This is a genomic window from Nocardioides sp. NPDC054178, assembly GCF_055585005.1.
Genome location: NZ_JBVJKY010000002.1, coordinates 1,145,368 through 1,159,746 on the forward strand (window position 1 = coordinate 1,145,368; position 14,379 = coordinate 1,159,746).

A 14,379-nucleotide genomic window follows, 5' to 3' on the forward strand; every position below is an offset into this window, starting at 1 on the left:
TCAGGCGTGCTGGCTGGAGACGGAGACGACCTCGCCGGTCATGTAGGACGAGTAGTCGCTGGCCAGGAAGACCATGACGTTGGCGATCTCCCAGGGCTCGGCGGCACGCCCGAACGCCTCGCGGCCCTTGAGCTCGACGAGCAGCTCGGGCGAGGTCACCTTCTCCAGGAACGGGTGCATCGCCAGGGACGGCGAGACCGCGTTGACCCGGATCCCGTGCGGCGCGAGGTCGGCGGCGGCGGAGCGGGTCAGCGCCATCACCCCGGCCTTGGCCGCGGCGTAGTGCGCCTGCCCCTCCTGCGCCCGCCAGCCGATCACGGAGGCGTTGTTGACGATCACGCCACGCTTCCCGGCGGCCACGAACCGCTGTCCGACGGCCCGGACGCACCGGAACGTCCCGGTCAGCGTGATGTCGAGGACCTTCGACCACTGCTCGTCGGTCATCTCCAGCACCGACGCGGTCCCACCGAGACCGGCGTTGTTGATCATCACGTCGACACCGCCGAAAGGCTCGGCCGCGTCGAGCAGCGCCTGGACCTGGTCCTCCTGGGTGACGTCGCAGGTCACGCCCGTGATCCGGTCCGCCCCGAACTCCTCCCCGAGCGCGTCGACGGACTCCTTGAGCCGCCGCTCGTGGGTGTCGGAGACGACGACCGCCTTGGCACCCTCCTCGAGCACCTTCCGCACCACCGCGGCTCCGATCCCCGCGCCAGCGGCGGCGGTCACGACGACGACCCGGCCCTCCAGGAGCGAGTGGCCGGGGACGTACGCGGGGGTTGGCTGTTCCGGCTTCATGCACGTGCCTCTCGTGGCAGGCCGAGCACACGCTCGGCGATGATGTTTCGTTGGATCTCGTCCGAGCCGCCGTAGATGGTGTCGGCGCGGGAGAAGAGGTAGAGGGACTGCAGCCGGTCGAGGGCGTAGTCCTCGCCGGTGGTCAGGCCGGCGAGCCCGACGACGTCCATCGCCAGCTCGCCGAGGTCGCGGTGCCAGCGGGCCCACAGCAGCTTGGAGACGCTCGCCTCGGGGCCCGAGGAGCCGGAGTCGTACGCCGAGAGGGTCCGCAGCGCGTGCAGCCGGAGCACCTCCAGCCCGACGTGGGCCTGGGCGATCCGGGCGGCGATGCCGGGGTCGTCGATGGCGCCGTTGGCGCGGGCGGCCTCCTCGACCGTCTCCAGCTCGCGGGCGAAGCCGACCTGCTGGCCGATCGTGGAGACGCCGCGCTCGAACCCGAGGGTCGCCATCGCGACCTTCCACCCGTCACCCGGCCGACCGACCACCAGGTCGGCCGCGGTGACGGCGCCGTCGAAGAAGACCTCGTTGAACTCCGAGGTGCCGGTGAGCTGCTCGATCGGTCGTACGTCGACACCGGACTGCGCCATCGGCACCAGCAGGTAGGACAGCCCGTGATGGCGCGAGGAGCCCGGCTCGGTGCGGCACACGACGAAGCACCAGTCGGACAGGTGGGCGTTCGACGTCCAGACCTTCTGTCCGTCGACGATCCATCGGTCACCGTCCAGCCGCGCGCGGGTGCGCACCCCGGCCAGGTCGGAGCCGGCACCGGGCTCGGAGTAGCCCTGGCACCAGAGCTCCTCGACGGCGACGATCTTGGGCAGGAACCGCTCCTTCTGGGCGTCGGTGCCGTGCGCGATCAGGGTGGGGCCGAGCAGCTCCTCGCCGAGGTGGTTGATCCGCACCGGGGCGTCCGCCCGGGCGTACTCCTCGTGGAAGATCACCTGCTGGAACAGCGGCAGACCGCGCCCGCCGTGCTCCTCGGGCCAACCCAGGCACGTCCATCCGTGAGAAGCCAGGTAGCGGTTCCACGCCAGCCGGGCCTCGTACGACTCGTGATCGCGGCCGTTCCCGCCGGTGCCGCGCAACGCGGCCCACTCACCGACCAGATGGTCGGCCAGCCACTCGCGCACCTCGGCACGGAACGCCTCGTCCTCGGCGGAGTAGGTCAGGTCCATGACGGACAACCTACCAAACCAAGCACTTGTTTGGTAGCGTCTGCGGCATGAGCGACGTCGTGACGTACGAGACCCACGGACCCGTCGCGGTGGTCCGGCTGAACCGCCCCGAATACCGCAACGCGCAGAACTCGAAGGTGACCTACGCGCTCGACGAGGCGTTCACCCGGGCGACCAACGATGACGAGGTCAAGGTGATCGTCCTCGGTGGCAACGGCAAGCACTTCTGCGCCGGCCACGACATCGGCACCCCGGGCCGCGACATCGACGAGAGCTTCGAGCGCAAGGCCGTGATGTGGTGGGACCACGTCGGCAAGGAGGGCGTCGACTCCCGCTTCGCGCGCGAGTCCGAGGTCTACCTGGGCATGTGCCGCCGCTGGCGGGAGCTGCCGAAGCCGACGATCGCGATGGTCCAGGGCGCCTGCATCGCCGGCGGTCTGATGCTGGCCTGGTCCTGCGACTTCATCGTCGCCTCCGACGACGCCTTCTTCTCCGACCCGGTGGTCAAGATGGGCATCCCCGGGGTCGAGTACTTCGCCCACCCGTGGGTCACCAACCCGCGCGCTGCCAAGGAGATGCTCTTCACCGGCGGCCGCTTCTCGGCGTCCCAGGCGGAGACCTGGGGCATGGTCAACCACGTCGTCCCGCGCGACGACCTCGAGACCGAGACCCTGGCTCTCGCCGGGAGGATCGCCGAGATGCCGCGCCTGGGACTGGCCCTGGCCAAGAAGGCGGTCAACCAGGCCGAGGACCTGATGGGCATGCGGGCCGGGATGGACTCGGTCTTCGGCCTCCACCACGCCGCCCACGCGCACAACGCCGAGGTCGGCGAGGACTCGCTCGCGGGGATGGACGCGAAGGCGATGAAGCAGTGACTGTCGAACAGGGGATTCTGGAGTTCACCGAGGCCGAGGAGGCCTTCCGCCTCGAGGCGCGCGAGTGGCTCGCCGCCAACAACCCCGGCCGGCTGCCGTCGATGGACACCGCCGAGGGCGCCGCGGCGCACCGGGAGTGGGAGCGCACGCTGGCCTCCGGCCGCTGGTCGGTCGTCACCTGGCCCGAGATCTACGGGGGCCGGGACGCGTCGTTGACCGAGTGGGTCATCTTCGAGGAGGAGTACTACCTCGCCGGCGCCCCCACCCGCATCTCGCAGAACGGCATCTCGCTGCTCGCGCCGATCCTCTTCGGCCACGGCACCGAGTCGCAGAAGGACCGCTACCTGCGTGACATGACCGACGGCACGCTGGTCTGGGCGCAGGCGTGGTCGGAGCCCGAGGCCGGTTCCGACCTGGCCTCGCTGCGCGCCACGGCCACCCGCGTCGACGGTGGCTGGAGGCTCAACGGGCAGAAGACCTGGAGCAGCCGGGCCCCTTTCGCCGACCGCGGTTTCGGACTCTTCCGCTCGGATCCGTCCGCGGAGCGGCACCGGGGCCTGACGTACTTCCTCTTCCCGCTCGACGCCGACGGCGTCACCGTCCGGCCGATCGACCAGCTCGACGGGACGCCCGGGTTCGCGGAGATCTTCTTCGACGACGTCTTCGTGTCCGACGACGATGTGCTCGGCGGCGTCGGCGACGGCTGGAAGGTCGCGATGTCGACCGCGGGCAACGAGCGAGGCCTATCGCTGCGCTCGCCGGGCCGGTTCTGCGCCGCCGCCGACCGGCTGCTCGACCTGTGGCAGACCGACCCGCAGCCGCACCTGCGCGACCAGGTCGTCGATGCCTGGATCGGGGCCGAGGCCTACCGTCTCTACACCTGGGGCACCGTCACCCACGTCGAAGCCGGCGGCTCGGTCGGCGCCGAGGGCTCGATCAACAAGCTGTGGTGGTCCGACCTCGACCTCTCGCTGCACGAGACCGCGCTCTCGCTGCTCGGCGCCGACGCGGAGCTCTCCGGCCCCTGGGTCGACGACTACCTCTTCTCCCTGTCCGGCCCGATCTACGCCGGCACCAACCAGATCCAGCGCAACATCGTCGCCGAGCGCGTGCTCGGCCTGCCGAGGGGTGGCCGATGAGATTCGGACGTACGTCGGAGCAGCACGCCTTCTCCGAAGCACTCGACGACCTGCTCGGTGCCGCCGACGTCCCGTCGGTCGCGCGTTCCTGGGCGAGCGGTGACCACTCGGCCGGGCTCAAGCTCTGGCAGCGGCTGGCCGATCTCGGTGTCACCGGGCTGCTGGTACCGGAGGCGGACGGCGGCCTGGGCGCATCCTCGGTCGACCTCACCGTCGCCTTCGAGCGGCTCGGGTATCACGGTGTGCCCGGCCCGTGGATCGAATCGGCCGCCGTGGCACCGGCGCTCGTTGCGGGCACGCCCCAGACCGACCTCCTCGGCCGCGTGGCCGCCGGGGAGTGCGTGGTCTCGGTGGCGCCACCGCTCGCCTGGCCGGGAGCAGAGCTGTCGTCGGTTGTGAAAGAAAAGTTTCTTTCACAACCCGCGCGAGCTGTCGACGCGGACATCGCCGAGCGGACCTACGTATCGAGCACAACCCTCCATCATGCGGCCGTCGGCGCCGAGCAGACGTCGGTCGATCCGACCCGACGACTCTTCGAGGTCACTGCGGGCGAGGAGATCGCCGCGATCGACCCGACGCCTGCACTCGATCTCGGCACGCTCGCCTGCTCGGCCCAGCTCCTCGGCGCGGGCCTGCGCCTGCTCGACGACACCGTGGCCTACGTGAAGCAGCGGACGCAGTTCGGCCGCCCGATCGGCGAGTTCCAGGCGGTCAAGCACCTGCTCGCCGACGTACGCGTCGCCCTCGACTTCGCCGCCCCGCTGGTGCACAACGCGGCGGTCGAGCTCGAAGCCGGGACCCCCACAGCCGGCCGCGCGGTCTCGGCCGCGAAGGTGGCGGCCGGCGATGCGGCGTACCTGGCCTCGCGCACGGCGCTCCAGGTCCACGGTGCGATCGGCTACACCCGCGAGTTCGACCTGAGCCTGTGGATCCTCAAGGTGCGTGCGCTGGTCGGCGCCTGGGGCACCCCGGCCGAGCACCGGGCGCGGATCCTCGAGTCGCTGGTGGAGGGTCGATGAGGTTCGCGCTCACCGAGGAGCAGACCGACCTGGTCGCGACGGTCCACACGCTGATCGCCAAGCGGGCCGCCTCGATGGACCTGCGGGCCGCGATCGCGACACCCGAGGGCTACGACACCACCCTGTGGCAGACGCTGACCGAGCAGATCGGGGTGACCGCACTCGCCATCCCGGTGACGAACGGCGGTGTCGGCTGCTCCTACCTCGAGGCCCACCTCGTCCTCGAGGAGCTCGGCGGCACGCTGACTCCGTCGCCGTTCGTCGGCACGCTGCTGGCGACCCAGATCCTGGTCGCGGCCGACACCCCGCCCGCCGGTGAGCTGCTGGAGCGGATCGCCGGCGGCGCGCCGGCCGCGGTGGTGACGCCGGGATCCGAGCTCGTCATCGACGGGACCGGCGCGGAGATCCTCCTCGTGCTGCGCGGTGACCAGGTCCACGCGGTGGAGCCCTCGGCGGCCGAGATCACCGCGAACCCGGCCCTCGACCCGACCTGGAGGTTCGCGACCGTCACCGTCGACGACGAAGCCGGCGATGCCATCGGCGCGGTCGACCCCGCGTACGTCACCACCGTCGGCGCCACCATGATGACCGCGCTGCAGGCCGGCGCCGCGCGCGAGGCGCTGGAGCGTACGGTCGCCTACCTCAAGGAGCGCCACCAGTTCGGCCGCCCGCTCGGCTCCTTCCAGGCGCTCAAGCACCGCTGCGCCGACCTCCTGGTCCAGGTCGAGACCGCCAGGACGATGAGCTGGGCGGCCGCCTGGGAGCTGACCCAGCCGACCCCTGATCGCCGGCTCATCCAGGCTGCCAAGACCTGGTGCTCCGACGCGTTCTCGCAGGTCAGCGCCGAGATGATCCAGCTCCACGGCGGCGTGGCGATCACCTGGGAGCACGACGCCCACCTCTACTTCAAGCGCGCCCACGCCACCGCCCAGCTCTTCCGAGGAGACACGTGAACACGACCCCGCTCGACAAGACATTGCCCCTCACCGAGGTCGCCAGCAAGCTCGAGTCCGGGATGACCATCGGGATCGGCGGCTGGGGCTCACGCCGCAAGCCGATGGCGCTGGTCAAGGAGATCCTCCGCAGCGACATCACCGACCTGACCGTGGTCGCGTTCGGCGGCCCCGACGTCGGCCTGCTGGCCCGCGCCGGGAGGATCCGCAAGCTGGTCTACGGCTTCGTCAGCCTCGACTCGATCCCGCTCGACCCCAACTTCACCCGCGCCCGTGAGCGCGGCGAGATCCCGGAGACGAGCGAGTACGACGAGGGCATGTTCGTCGCCGGCCTCCGCGCCGGGGCGAACCGGCTCTCGTTCCAGCCGATCCGGGCCGGCCTCGGCAGCGACGTGATGGCGATGAACCCCGACCTCAAGACCGTGAAGTCGCCCTACGACGACGAGGAGTACGTCGCCGTCCCCGGCCTCCGCCTCGACGTCTCGCTGATCCACCTCAACCGCGCCGACGCGGCCGGCAACGGGCAGTACCTCGGCCCCGACCCCTACTTCGACGACCTCTTCGCGATGGCCGCCGACATCACGATCATGTCGGTCGAGCAGATCGTCTCCACCGACGACCTGACCGCCAAGGCCCCGCCGCAGACCCTCCTGGTCCCCAGGATCTTCGTCAACCACGTCGTCGAGGCCCCCGGCGGCGCCCACTTCACCACCTGCGAGCCCGACTACGGCCGCGACGAAGAGTTCCAGAAGGCGTACGTCGCCGCGGCGAAGGCCGAGTCCGACGAGCAGTGGACCGAGTTCGAGGAGCGTTACCTGTGACCACGCAAACGATCAGCCGAGCAGACGTCTGCGTCGCCGCCGTCTCCGACGCCTTCCAGGGCTCCGGCGAGGTGCTCGCCCACGCCGTCGGGATCGTCCCGGCCATCGGCGTACGCCTGGCCAAGGCCACCCACACCCCCGAGCTCGCGCTCAGCGACGGGGAGGCGTTCATGATGGCCGAGGCGCCGCCGCTGCTGAAGACCGCGGCGGCCGGCGGCACCCCGGAGGCCTGGGTGCCGTTCCGCAGCATCTTCGACATCGTCGCCAGCGGCCGCCGGCACTCGATGATGGGCGCCAGCCAGATCGACCGCCACGGCAACCAGAACATCTCCTCGATCGGCGACTGGCGCAAGCCCAAGCGCCAGCTGATCGGCGTACGCGGGGCGCCGGGCAACACCGTCAACCACCGCGTCGACTACTGGGTCGCCAAGCACTCCGCCCGGATCTTCGTCGAGAGCGTCGACGTCGCCAGCGGCGTCGGCAACGACCGCGCGACCGGCACGGCGGGGAAGTATCACGACCTCGGCGTCATCGTCACCAACCTCGCCGTCTTCGGCTATGACGACGCCGGCCTCGTCAAGGTCGTCTCGATCCACCCCGGCGTCACCCCCGAGGAGCTCCAGGAGGCCACCGGCTTCGCCATCGACGCCACCGACGCGCCCCTCACCCGCGAGCCCACTCCGGACGAGCTGAAGATCATCGAGGCCGAAGACCCCAAGGGCCTCCGCTTCAAAGAGGTCCCGTAATTCCCTGCTGGTCGAGCCGCCGGAGCCGCTAGGCGAAGGCGTGTCGAGACCAACACGGTGCCATCGAGCGCGGATGGGACCGTGTTGGTCTCGACACGCTCGGCCGCAGGCGGCCTCGCGGCTCGACCAGCGGTGGATCAGGCGAGGATGCCGGCGTGGAGCAGCTTCAGGTACTGCTCCGAGAGCGTCTCGGGGGTGTGGCGGCCGCCGGGGCGATACCAGGCGACGGTGGACCAGACGCCGTCACGGATGAACCGGTAGGTGAGCGCGGGGTCCAGGGAGGGCTGGAAGGCTCCCGAGGCCTGCCCGGCCTCGATGACCCGGATCCACAGCGCCTCGTTCTCGCGCGAACGCTCGGCGACGAACTCGAAGCCCTCGACGGTGGAGAGGAAGGACGCCTCGTTCTGGTAGAGCGCGACCGCGAGCCGCTCGTTGTGGATCGTCCGGAACGACTCCGTGATCAGCCCGTCGAGGTCTGCCTGCGGGTCGACGCCGGACTCGACGATCTCGGTGAACCGCGCGTTGAGCCCGTCGAGGAACCCCGAGAGCAGCTCGGTCAGCATCGCTTCCTTGGACCGGAAGTGGTGGTAGAGCGAGCCCGAGAGAATCCCCGCGGCATCGGCGATGTCGCGTACGGTCGTCTGGGCGAAACCCTTCGTCGCGAACATCTCGGCAGCCAGCGTGAGCAGCTCGGCCCGCCGCGACGAACCCGACGCCGTCCCCCGCCTTCTCGGCGCAACCCCCGTGTCAGTCATGGACGAAGCCTACCAAACAAGCAGTTGCTCAACTACGCTCAGCAGGATGACCCCGCGCACGATCCCCGCCCTGCTCGAGAAGGCCAAGCAGACGTACGCCGACCACCCGGCGATCGTCGACGGACCCACGACGCTCACCTACGCCGAGCTCGCCGACGCGGCGGACAGGGCGGCGCGCGCCTTCCTCGCCAGTGGCGTACGCAGCGGCGACCGCGTCGCGATCTGGGCGCCCAACCGCTGGGAGTTCCCGGTCGCGGTCCTCGGCGCGCAGACGATCGGGGCGGCCGTGGTGCCGCTGAACACGCGTTATCGCGGACATGAGGCGCGCGAGATCCTCGCGCGTTCACGAGCCACCGCGCTGGTCACCGTCAACGGCTTCCTCGGCACCGACTACATCCAGATGCTCCACGACGCCGGGCCGCTCCCCGAGCACCTGCTCACGATCGTCGACCTCGCCGCAGACTGGGACGAGTTCCTGGCGAGAGGCGACGACACGACCGAGAAGCGCCTCGCGGACGCCAAGGCGAGCGTCACCCCCGACACCCTCGCCGACCTGCTGTTCACCTCCGGCACGACCGGCAAGCCGAAGGGCGTGATGAGCGCCCAGCGGCAGACGATCGGCGTCGCCGACGTCTGGGCCCGCGGCGCCGCACTCTCCCCCGAGGACCGCTACGCCATCGTCAACCCGTTCTTCCACGGCTTCGGCTACAAGGCCGGCTTCATCGCCGCATTCACCGCGGGCAGCACGATCTACCCGATCGCGACCTACGACCCGTCCCAGGCGCTGCAGCTGATCCAGGACGCGCGGATCACGGTCCTGCCCGGCGCCCCCACGATCTTCACCACGCTCATCAACCACCCCGACCTGAAGGCGTACGACCTCTCCTCGCTGCGCTTCGCGATCGCCGGCGCCGCGAGCGTCCCGGAGAGCCTCTTCGCCGACATGCGCGACGTCCTCGGGATCGACGAGGTCAAGGGGGCGTACGGCCTCACCGAGTGCATGGTCGCCACCACCACCCGCCCCGGCGAGGACCCCGAGCACGTGGCCAAGGTGGTCGGGCCGGCGGTCGAAGGCCTGGAGATCCGCACCGTCACCGCAGCCGGCGAGGACGCGGAGCCCGGCGAGGCCGGCGAGGTCTGGATCCGCGGCGACAACGTCATGCTCGGCTACTTCGAGAACCCCGAGGCCACCGCCGAGGCGATCGACGAGGACGGCTGGCTGCACACCGGTGACGTCGGCTTCCTCGACGAGCACGGCTGCCTGAAGATCACCGACCGGATCAAGGACATGTTCACCGTCGGCGGCTTCAACGTCTACCCCGCCGAGGTCGAGAACGCCCTCGCCGGTCACCCCGGCATCGTCGAGGCCGCGGTCATCGGGATCCCCGACGCGCGCCTCGGTCAGGTGGGCAAGGCCTTCGTCGTCGTACGCGACGACCTGACTCCCGACGCGATCGCGACCTGGCTCAAGGACCGCCTCGCGAACTACAAGCAGCCGAGGTCGTACGTCCTGGTCGAGAGCCTGCCGCGCAACGCCAGCGGCAAGGTCCTGAAGACGGATCTGCGTGACGTCTCGATATAGGTGAGACACCCGACCCCGCGGGGGTATAGGTTTCCTCAGCCCGTTCTTTACTTCCCCCACGGAGGCTCTCGATGCCCCGACGCGCCATGATCGCGTCCCTCTCCGGCACCACCCTCGTTCTCGGCGCGGTCGCCGTGGCGATCCCCCTGACGCTGAACTCCGCCACCGCCGAGCCGACCACGTCCGGCCCGCTGGCCGCGTTCGAGGCCGCGAACAGGGAGCCGTCCACCCTTCCCGCCGGACCCGTGGAGGCTCACGTCGAGGAGGTCGCGCTGACCAGCTCGGCCGGCAGGGCGACCGAGCACGCGACGAAGGTCGACAAGCCCCGCACCGACGTCATCAAGAGCGAACCGCAGGACGTCACCGGCTTCGGCGTCGTCGGCGTGACCTGGTCCGGCGACGACACCGACGCCGACGACGTACGCCCCGAGATCCGCACCCTGAAGGACGGCGTGTGGTCCTCGTGGAGCCCGATGACGGTCGACGTCGAGGACCACGGCCCGGACGCCGGCACCGCGGAGGCCAAGAGTGTCCGCCCGGGCACCGACGAGTTCCTGGCCGGGCACGTCGACCAGGTGCAGACCCGGATCATCGTCCCTGACGCGGCCGAGATCCCCGGCGACCTCGAGCTCGCGGTGATCGAGCCGGGCAAGCCGTCGGACACGGTCGAGGAGCTCCCCGAGATCGAGACCGACAAGGACACGCCCCGGGCGACCAACGTCCACGACGGCAGCAAGGACTCCGACCTCAACCTGGTCGCGTCCACCTACACCTCGAGCCCGACGATCTACAGCCGTGCGCAGTGGGGCGCCGACGAGACGCTCCGGGAGCAGACGCCCCCGACCTACCGCCAGGTCCACGGCGGTTTCGTCCACCACGCCGCGGGCACCAACGACTACACCGAGACCGACGTCCCCAGCATCATCCGGGGCATCTACGAGTACCACGTGAAGACCCGCGGCTACCGCGACATCGGCTACAACTTCTTCGTCGACAAGTTCGGTCGCATCTGGGAGGGACGCTACGGCGGCGTCGAGCTACCGGTCGAGGGCGCTCACACCAGCGGCTACAACTACGACAGCTTCGGCGCCGCGGCGCTGGGCTGCTTCGACACGGTCGCCGCCGGCTGCCCGGACGCCTCCGAGGCGTCGACCAGCCAGAACACGCCCACGGACGCCATGATCCAGGCGTACGGCTCCCTCTACGCCTGGAAGCTGTCCCTCCACGGCGTCACCGCCAACGCCACCAACGTGTCGCTGATCAAGACCGACGGCACCAAGACGGTCTTCCCGCACGCGATCCAGGGCCACCGTGACGCGAACACGACGGCGACCATCTGCCCCGGCGAGAACCTCGAGGCCAAGCTCCCCCAGATCCGTACGCTCGCCGCCGGCCTGCAGAAGAGCTGGTCCGGGCGCGACCTGGAGTCCAACATCGCCGGCACCAGCCACTCCGACCTCGTCGCGCGACGCAAGTCCGACGGCCGGGTGTTCACGATGCGTACGGGCGGCTTCGCCGGGTTCGACGCGACCAGGACGTCGACGACGTTCGGCAGCACCACGCGTGAGCAGGTCGTCACCCCGGACATCACCGGCGACGGCAAGGCCGACCTGATCTTCGTCCGCAAGGACGGCTCTGCGGGCATCCGCAAGGGCCGCGGCGACGGCACCTTCGCGGCGGTCTACAAGAACCTGTCGACCTCGACCTTCTCCGGCGTCTCGAAGATCACCGCGGTCGGCAACATCGGCGGTACGTCGCACAACGACCTCGTGGGCAAGAACGCGAAGGGCTACCTGGTCCGCTACACCGGCAACGGCGCCGGCGGGTTCACCCGGGCGGGCACGACCCGCTCACTGAGCGGCTTCGACAAGCTCGCCGCGACCGGCGACGTCAACAAGGACGGCAAGCGCGACCTGATCGGCCGCAAGTCCGGGGCGCTCTACTACTTCAAGGGATCCGGCAGCGGTACGTTCGGCTCCCCCGTCAAGCTCGCCACCCAGAGCCCGGCCTGGTCCTCGCTGGTCCAGATCAGCGGCTACGGCGACTTCACCGGCGACGGCCGCGGTGACCTGATCGGCCGCGACGGCTCCAACCGCGGCTGGATCTACCCCGCCAGCGGCTCCGGCTTCGGCAAGCCGCTGGGTCCCTTCGCCGGCGTGGACAAGACCCTCGTCGGTGCGGTCAACCTGGTCGGCAACAGCCTGCCGGACCTGATGATGCGCTCGGGCAGCACCCTCTACGTGAAGCCCAACAGCGGTCGCGTCAGCCTGGCGGCACCCATCGACTCCGGCGTCACCCTGACCAGTGCCACCGCGCTGATGAACGCCGGCGACTGGAACCGCGACGGCAAGGGCGACTTCCTCGCCAAGCTCTCCGACGGCTCCGTACGCCTCTACCGCGGTGACGGTGCCGGCAAGTTCGCCAGCGCGATCACGATCGCGACCGGCCTCGGCACGGTGAGCGTCATCGACGCCGTCGGCGACATCACCGGCGACGGCTACCCGGACCTGATGGGCCGCACCTCCGACGGCACGATCAAGCTGTGGCCGGGCAAGGGCTCGGCCAAGGTCGGCGCCTCGGTCGTGATGCGTTCCTCGGCCTCCGGCACCCGCCTGGTGGGCGTCGGCCGCTGGACCGCGGGCAGCAACACCCCGGACGTGCTCTTCGTCAACGGCACCTCGCTGGTCGTCCACGAAGGCAACGGCCCCGGCGGCCTGGTCTCCTCCACGAGCCTGTCGATCAACCTCTCCGGCTACGACGCGGTCCTCGGGGTCCGCGACCTGCGTGGCGGCGCCGGCGGTGACCTGATCGCGCGCTCGAGCGGCAACCTCTACGCCTTCGAGCGCAACAGCACAGGCACCGGGGTGACCCGCACCTACCTCGGCGCACTGTCCTCCGGCTACGACCTGCTCGGCTGAGCCAGCTGGCGCTCCTGGTTCACCCGGAGCGCCTTCTCGGCGAGGTCGGAGCCGGCCGAGGCGTACAGGTTCAGGACCGCGTGGGCGCCACGCTTCTTGAGCTCGTCACGCTCCTCGGGGCGCAGGGCGATGGCGGCCACGGTGCCGGTGAACCCGAGCTTCCGGAGCAGGTCCATCGCGAGCAGGTTGTCGCCGTGGAAGGGCATCGTGAGGACGACCAGCTCCATGCCGGTGCCCTTCTTGACCCGCTCCCAGAAGTCCTGGTCGGTGGCGTCGGCCTCGACCACGTCGAAGCCCTCCTCCTTGAGCGAGTCGGCCCGCAGCGAGTCGTGCTCGACGGCGAGCACGTGGTAGCCCTGGGTGTCGCGCAGCTCCTCGTAGGTCGTACGCCCCACCCGGCCCATGCCGACCACCAGCGCCTTGGCGTCACCGAGGTTGATCGGCCGGTCCGCTTCCTGGAGCCGCTCGGGCCTCCGCACCGGCAGCCGGCGGTTGAGCAGATTGATGATCGCCGGGGCGTACGCGTTGAACAGCGCGTCCACCAGGAACGAGAGCGCGGTCGCGACCGCGAGCACGGTCTGCCACTGGGCCGATGCGAGCCCGGAGGCCGACGCGATGACGATGACGATGAGCCCGAACTCGGAGTAGTTGGCCAAGGTGAACGAGGCCAGCGTCGCGGTGCGGTAGCGCAGCCCCATGAACGCGAAGATCACGATGTACGCCGCGGCCTGGAGGGGCAGCAGGACCTGCAGCACGGCGGCCAGGGCGAAGTCCTCGAGCGAGGGCACCCCGGTCAGTCCGATGCTCAGGAAGAACGCGATGAGCAGGAGCTCCTTGGTGCTGAAGAGCAGCTTGGCCAGCGCCGGCGCCTTGACGTGCGACCCGAGGAGTACGCCGACCACCAGGGCTCCGAGGTCGCCCTTGAGCCCCACGGTCTCGAAGAGCCAGTAGCCCGGCACGAGCGCGATCGTCAGTCCGAAGAGCGCGGTCAGCTCGGCGGAGGTGATCCGGTCCCAGACCCGGTGGGCGAGCCAGGCGCCCGGGAGGAGCAGCACCAGCGCGAAGACCCACGGCGAGGGCCAGTGACCCTTGGAGATGGTCAGGAACGCCACCGCGACGATGTCCTGCATGACCAGCACACCGATGGCGATCCGGCCGTAGAGGGTGTTGTTGTCGTGGCGCTCGTCGAGGACCTTGATCGCGAAGACGGTCGAGGAGAACGAGAGCACGAAGGCGATCAGCGCCATCTCGCCCAGGTCGGCGTCGGCGAGGAGCGCGAAGCCGAGCGGTGCGATCCCGGCCAGCATCCCGATCCCGATGATGACGCTGAACCCCAGGTGGGCGAAGGTGCTCAGCCACACGTCGGGCCGGAGCAGCGATCTCACATCGAGCTTGAGACCGATACCGAACAGGAGCAGCGTGACCCCGAGCTCGGACAGCGTGTGCAGCCCGTCCAGCTCGCCGACCCCGGCGGCGTGCAGCCCGAACCCGGCGGCGAGGAAGCCGACCATGGGCGGAAGTTTCAGGAACATCGCGACCAGCCCCGCCCCGAGTGCAACGAGAAGGTAGAGCGCGGTCAGCGACATATGGACGTCCCCCAG

Annotated in this window: 12 protein-coding genes; 8 read left to right on the forward strand and 4 right to left on the reverse strand. The window is 70.1% G+C overall.

Annotated elements, in window-relative coordinates; genetic code table 11:
• Complete coding sequence (locus tag ACZ6WN_RS12175; RefSeq protein ID WP_465864893.1) at positions 1–795, reverse strand: SDR family oxidoreductase; 795 nt, start codon at positions 793–795, stop codon at positions 1–3.
• Complete coding sequence (locus ACZ6WN_RS12180) at positions 792–1,970, reverse strand: acyl-CoA dehydrogenase family protein (RefSeq protein WP_465864894.1); 1,179 nt, start codon at positions 1,968–1,970, stop codon at positions 792–794. Before ACZ6WN_RS12180 ends, ACZ6WN_RS12175 begins: the two co-directional genes overlap by 4 nt.
• 47 nt (positions 1,971–2,017) lie before the next feature.
• Between ACZ6WN_RS12180 and ACZ6WN_RS12185 the strand changes: the two genes are divergently transcribed.
• The 6 genes from ACZ6WN_RS12185 to ACZ6WN_RS12210 are packed head-to-tail and all read left to right on the forward strand — an operon-like array spanning position 2,018 to position 7,523.
• Positions 2,018–2,845 carry an enoyl-CoA hydratase gene (locus ACZ6WN_RS12185; RefSeq protein ID WP_465864895.1) on the forward strand — a complete coding sequence of 276 codons (828 nt, stop codon included), beginning with the start codon at positions 2,018–2,020 and terminating at the stop codon, positions 2,843–2,845.
• Positions 2,842–3,984 carry an acyl-CoA dehydrogenase family protein gene (locus tag ACZ6WN_RS12190; RefSeq protein ID WP_465864896.1) on the forward strand — a complete coding sequence of 381 codons (1,143 nt, stop codon included), beginning with the start codon at positions 2,842–2,844 and terminating at the stop codon, positions 3,982–3,984. The genes ACZ6WN_RS12185 and ACZ6WN_RS12190 overlap by 4 nt, the downstream gene beginning before the upstream one ends.
• Positions 3,981–5,003 (forward strand): acyl-CoA dehydrogenase family protein, encoded by a 1,023-nt coding sequence (locus tag ACZ6WN_RS12195; protein WP_465864897.1) that lies wholly within the window; start codon positions 3,981–3,983, stop codon positions 5,001–5,003. The genes ACZ6WN_RS12190 and ACZ6WN_RS12195 overlap by 4 nt, the downstream gene beginning before the upstream one ends.
• Positions 5,000–5,956 (forward strand): acyl-CoA dehydrogenase family protein, encoded by a 957-nt coding sequence (locus ACZ6WN_RS12200; protein WP_465864898.1) that lies wholly within the window; start codon positions 5,000–5,002, stop codon positions 5,954–5,956. The genes ACZ6WN_RS12195 and ACZ6WN_RS12200 overlap by 4 nt, the downstream gene beginning before the upstream one ends.
• Complete coding sequence (locus ACZ6WN_RS12205; protein ID WP_465864899.1) at positions 5,953–6,777, forward strand: CoA transferase subunit A; 825 nt, start codon at positions 5,953–5,955, stop codon at positions 6,775–6,777. The genes ACZ6WN_RS12200 and ACZ6WN_RS12205 overlap by 4 nt, the downstream gene beginning before the upstream one ends.
• Positions 6,774–7,523: a CoA-transferase subunit beta gene (locus ACZ6WN_RS12210; protein WP_465864900.1), complete on the forward strand. Its 750-nt coding sequence runs from the start codon at positions 6,774–6,776 to the stop codon at positions 7,521–7,523. The genes ACZ6WN_RS12205 and ACZ6WN_RS12210 overlap by 4 nt, the downstream gene beginning before the upstream one ends.
• 137 nt (positions 7,524–7,660) lie before the next feature.
• Here the strand turns inward: ACZ6WN_RS12210 and ACZ6WN_RS12215 are convergent, their stop codons facing one another.
• On the reverse strand, positions 7,661–8,278 hold the full coding sequence (locus ACZ6WN_RS12215) for a TetR/AcrR family transcriptional regulator (protein WP_465864901.1): 618 nt from the start codon (positions 8,276–8,278) through the stop codon (positions 7,661–7,663).
• Between the two features lie 46 nt (positions 8,279–8,324).
• Here ACZ6WN_RS12215 and ACZ6WN_RS12220 point away from each other — a divergent pair, with 46 nt between their 5' ends.
• Positions 8,325–9,860 carry an AMP-binding protein gene (locus tag ACZ6WN_RS12220; protein WP_465864902.1) on the forward strand — a complete coding sequence of 512 codons (1,536 nt, stop codon included), beginning with the start codon at positions 8,325–8,327 and terminating at the stop codon, positions 9,858–9,860.
• Between the two features lie 71 nt (positions 9,861–9,931).
• Entirely contained in the window at positions 9,932–12,778 is a 2,847-nt protein-coding gene (locus ACZ6WN_RS12225; protein ID WP_465864903.1) for an FG-GAP-like repeat-containing protein, read from the forward strand.
• On the opposite strand, the gene ACZ6WN_RS12230 is transcribed toward ACZ6WN_RS12225, so the two are convergent.
• Positions 12,760–14,364 carry a cation:proton antiporter domain-containing protein gene (locus tag ACZ6WN_RS12230; RefSeq protein WP_465864904.1) on the reverse strand — a complete coding sequence of 535 codons (1,605 nt, stop codon included), beginning with the start codon at positions 14,362–14,364 and terminating at the stop codon, positions 12,760–12,762. The genes ACZ6WN_RS12225 and ACZ6WN_RS12230 overlap by 19 nt on opposite strands.
• Positions 14,365–14,379: the final 15 nt, after the last annotated feature.

Excerpts from the sequence above, each read along its gene's own strand:
- ACZ6WN_RS12230 (WP_465864904.1), bottom strand. The coding sequence starts at position 14,364 with ATGTCGCTGACCGCGCTCTACCTTCTCGTTGCACTCGGGGCGGGGCTG.
- ACZ6WN_RS12175 (WP_465864893.1), bottom strand. The coding sequence starts at position 795 with ATGAAGCCGGAACAGCCAACCCCCGCGTACGTCCCCGGCCACTCGCTC.
- ACZ6WN_RS12220 (WP_465864902.1), top strand. The coding sequence starts at position 8,325 with ATGACCCCGCGCACGATCCCCGCCCTGCTCGAGAAGGCCAAGCAGACG.
- ACZ6WN_RS12180 (WP_465864894.1), bottom strand. The coding sequence starts at position 1,970 with ATGGACCTGACCTACTCCGCCGAGGACGAGGCGTTCCGTGCCGAGGTG.
- ACZ6WN_RS12215 (WP_465864901.1), bottom strand. The coding sequence starts at position 8,278 with ATGACTGACACGGGGGTTGCGCCGAGAAGGCGGGGGACGGCGTCGGGT.
- ACZ6WN_RS12200 (WP_465864898.1), top strand. The coding sequence starts at position 5,000 with ATGAGGTTCGCGCTCACCGAGGAGCAGACCGACCTGGTCGCGACGGTC.
- ACZ6WN_RS12195 (WP_465864897.1), top strand. The coding sequence starts at position 3,981 with ATGAGATTCGGACGTACGTCGGAGCAGCACGCCTTCTCCGAAGCACTC.
- ACZ6WN_RS12225 (WP_465864903.1), top strand. The coding sequence starts at position 9,932 with ATGCCCCGACGCGCCATGATCGCGTCCCTCTCCGGCACCACCCTCGTT.
- ACZ6WN_RS12185 (WP_465864895.1), top strand. The coding sequence starts at position 2,018 with ATGAGCGACGTCGTGACGTACGAGACCCACGGACCCGTCGCGGTGGTC.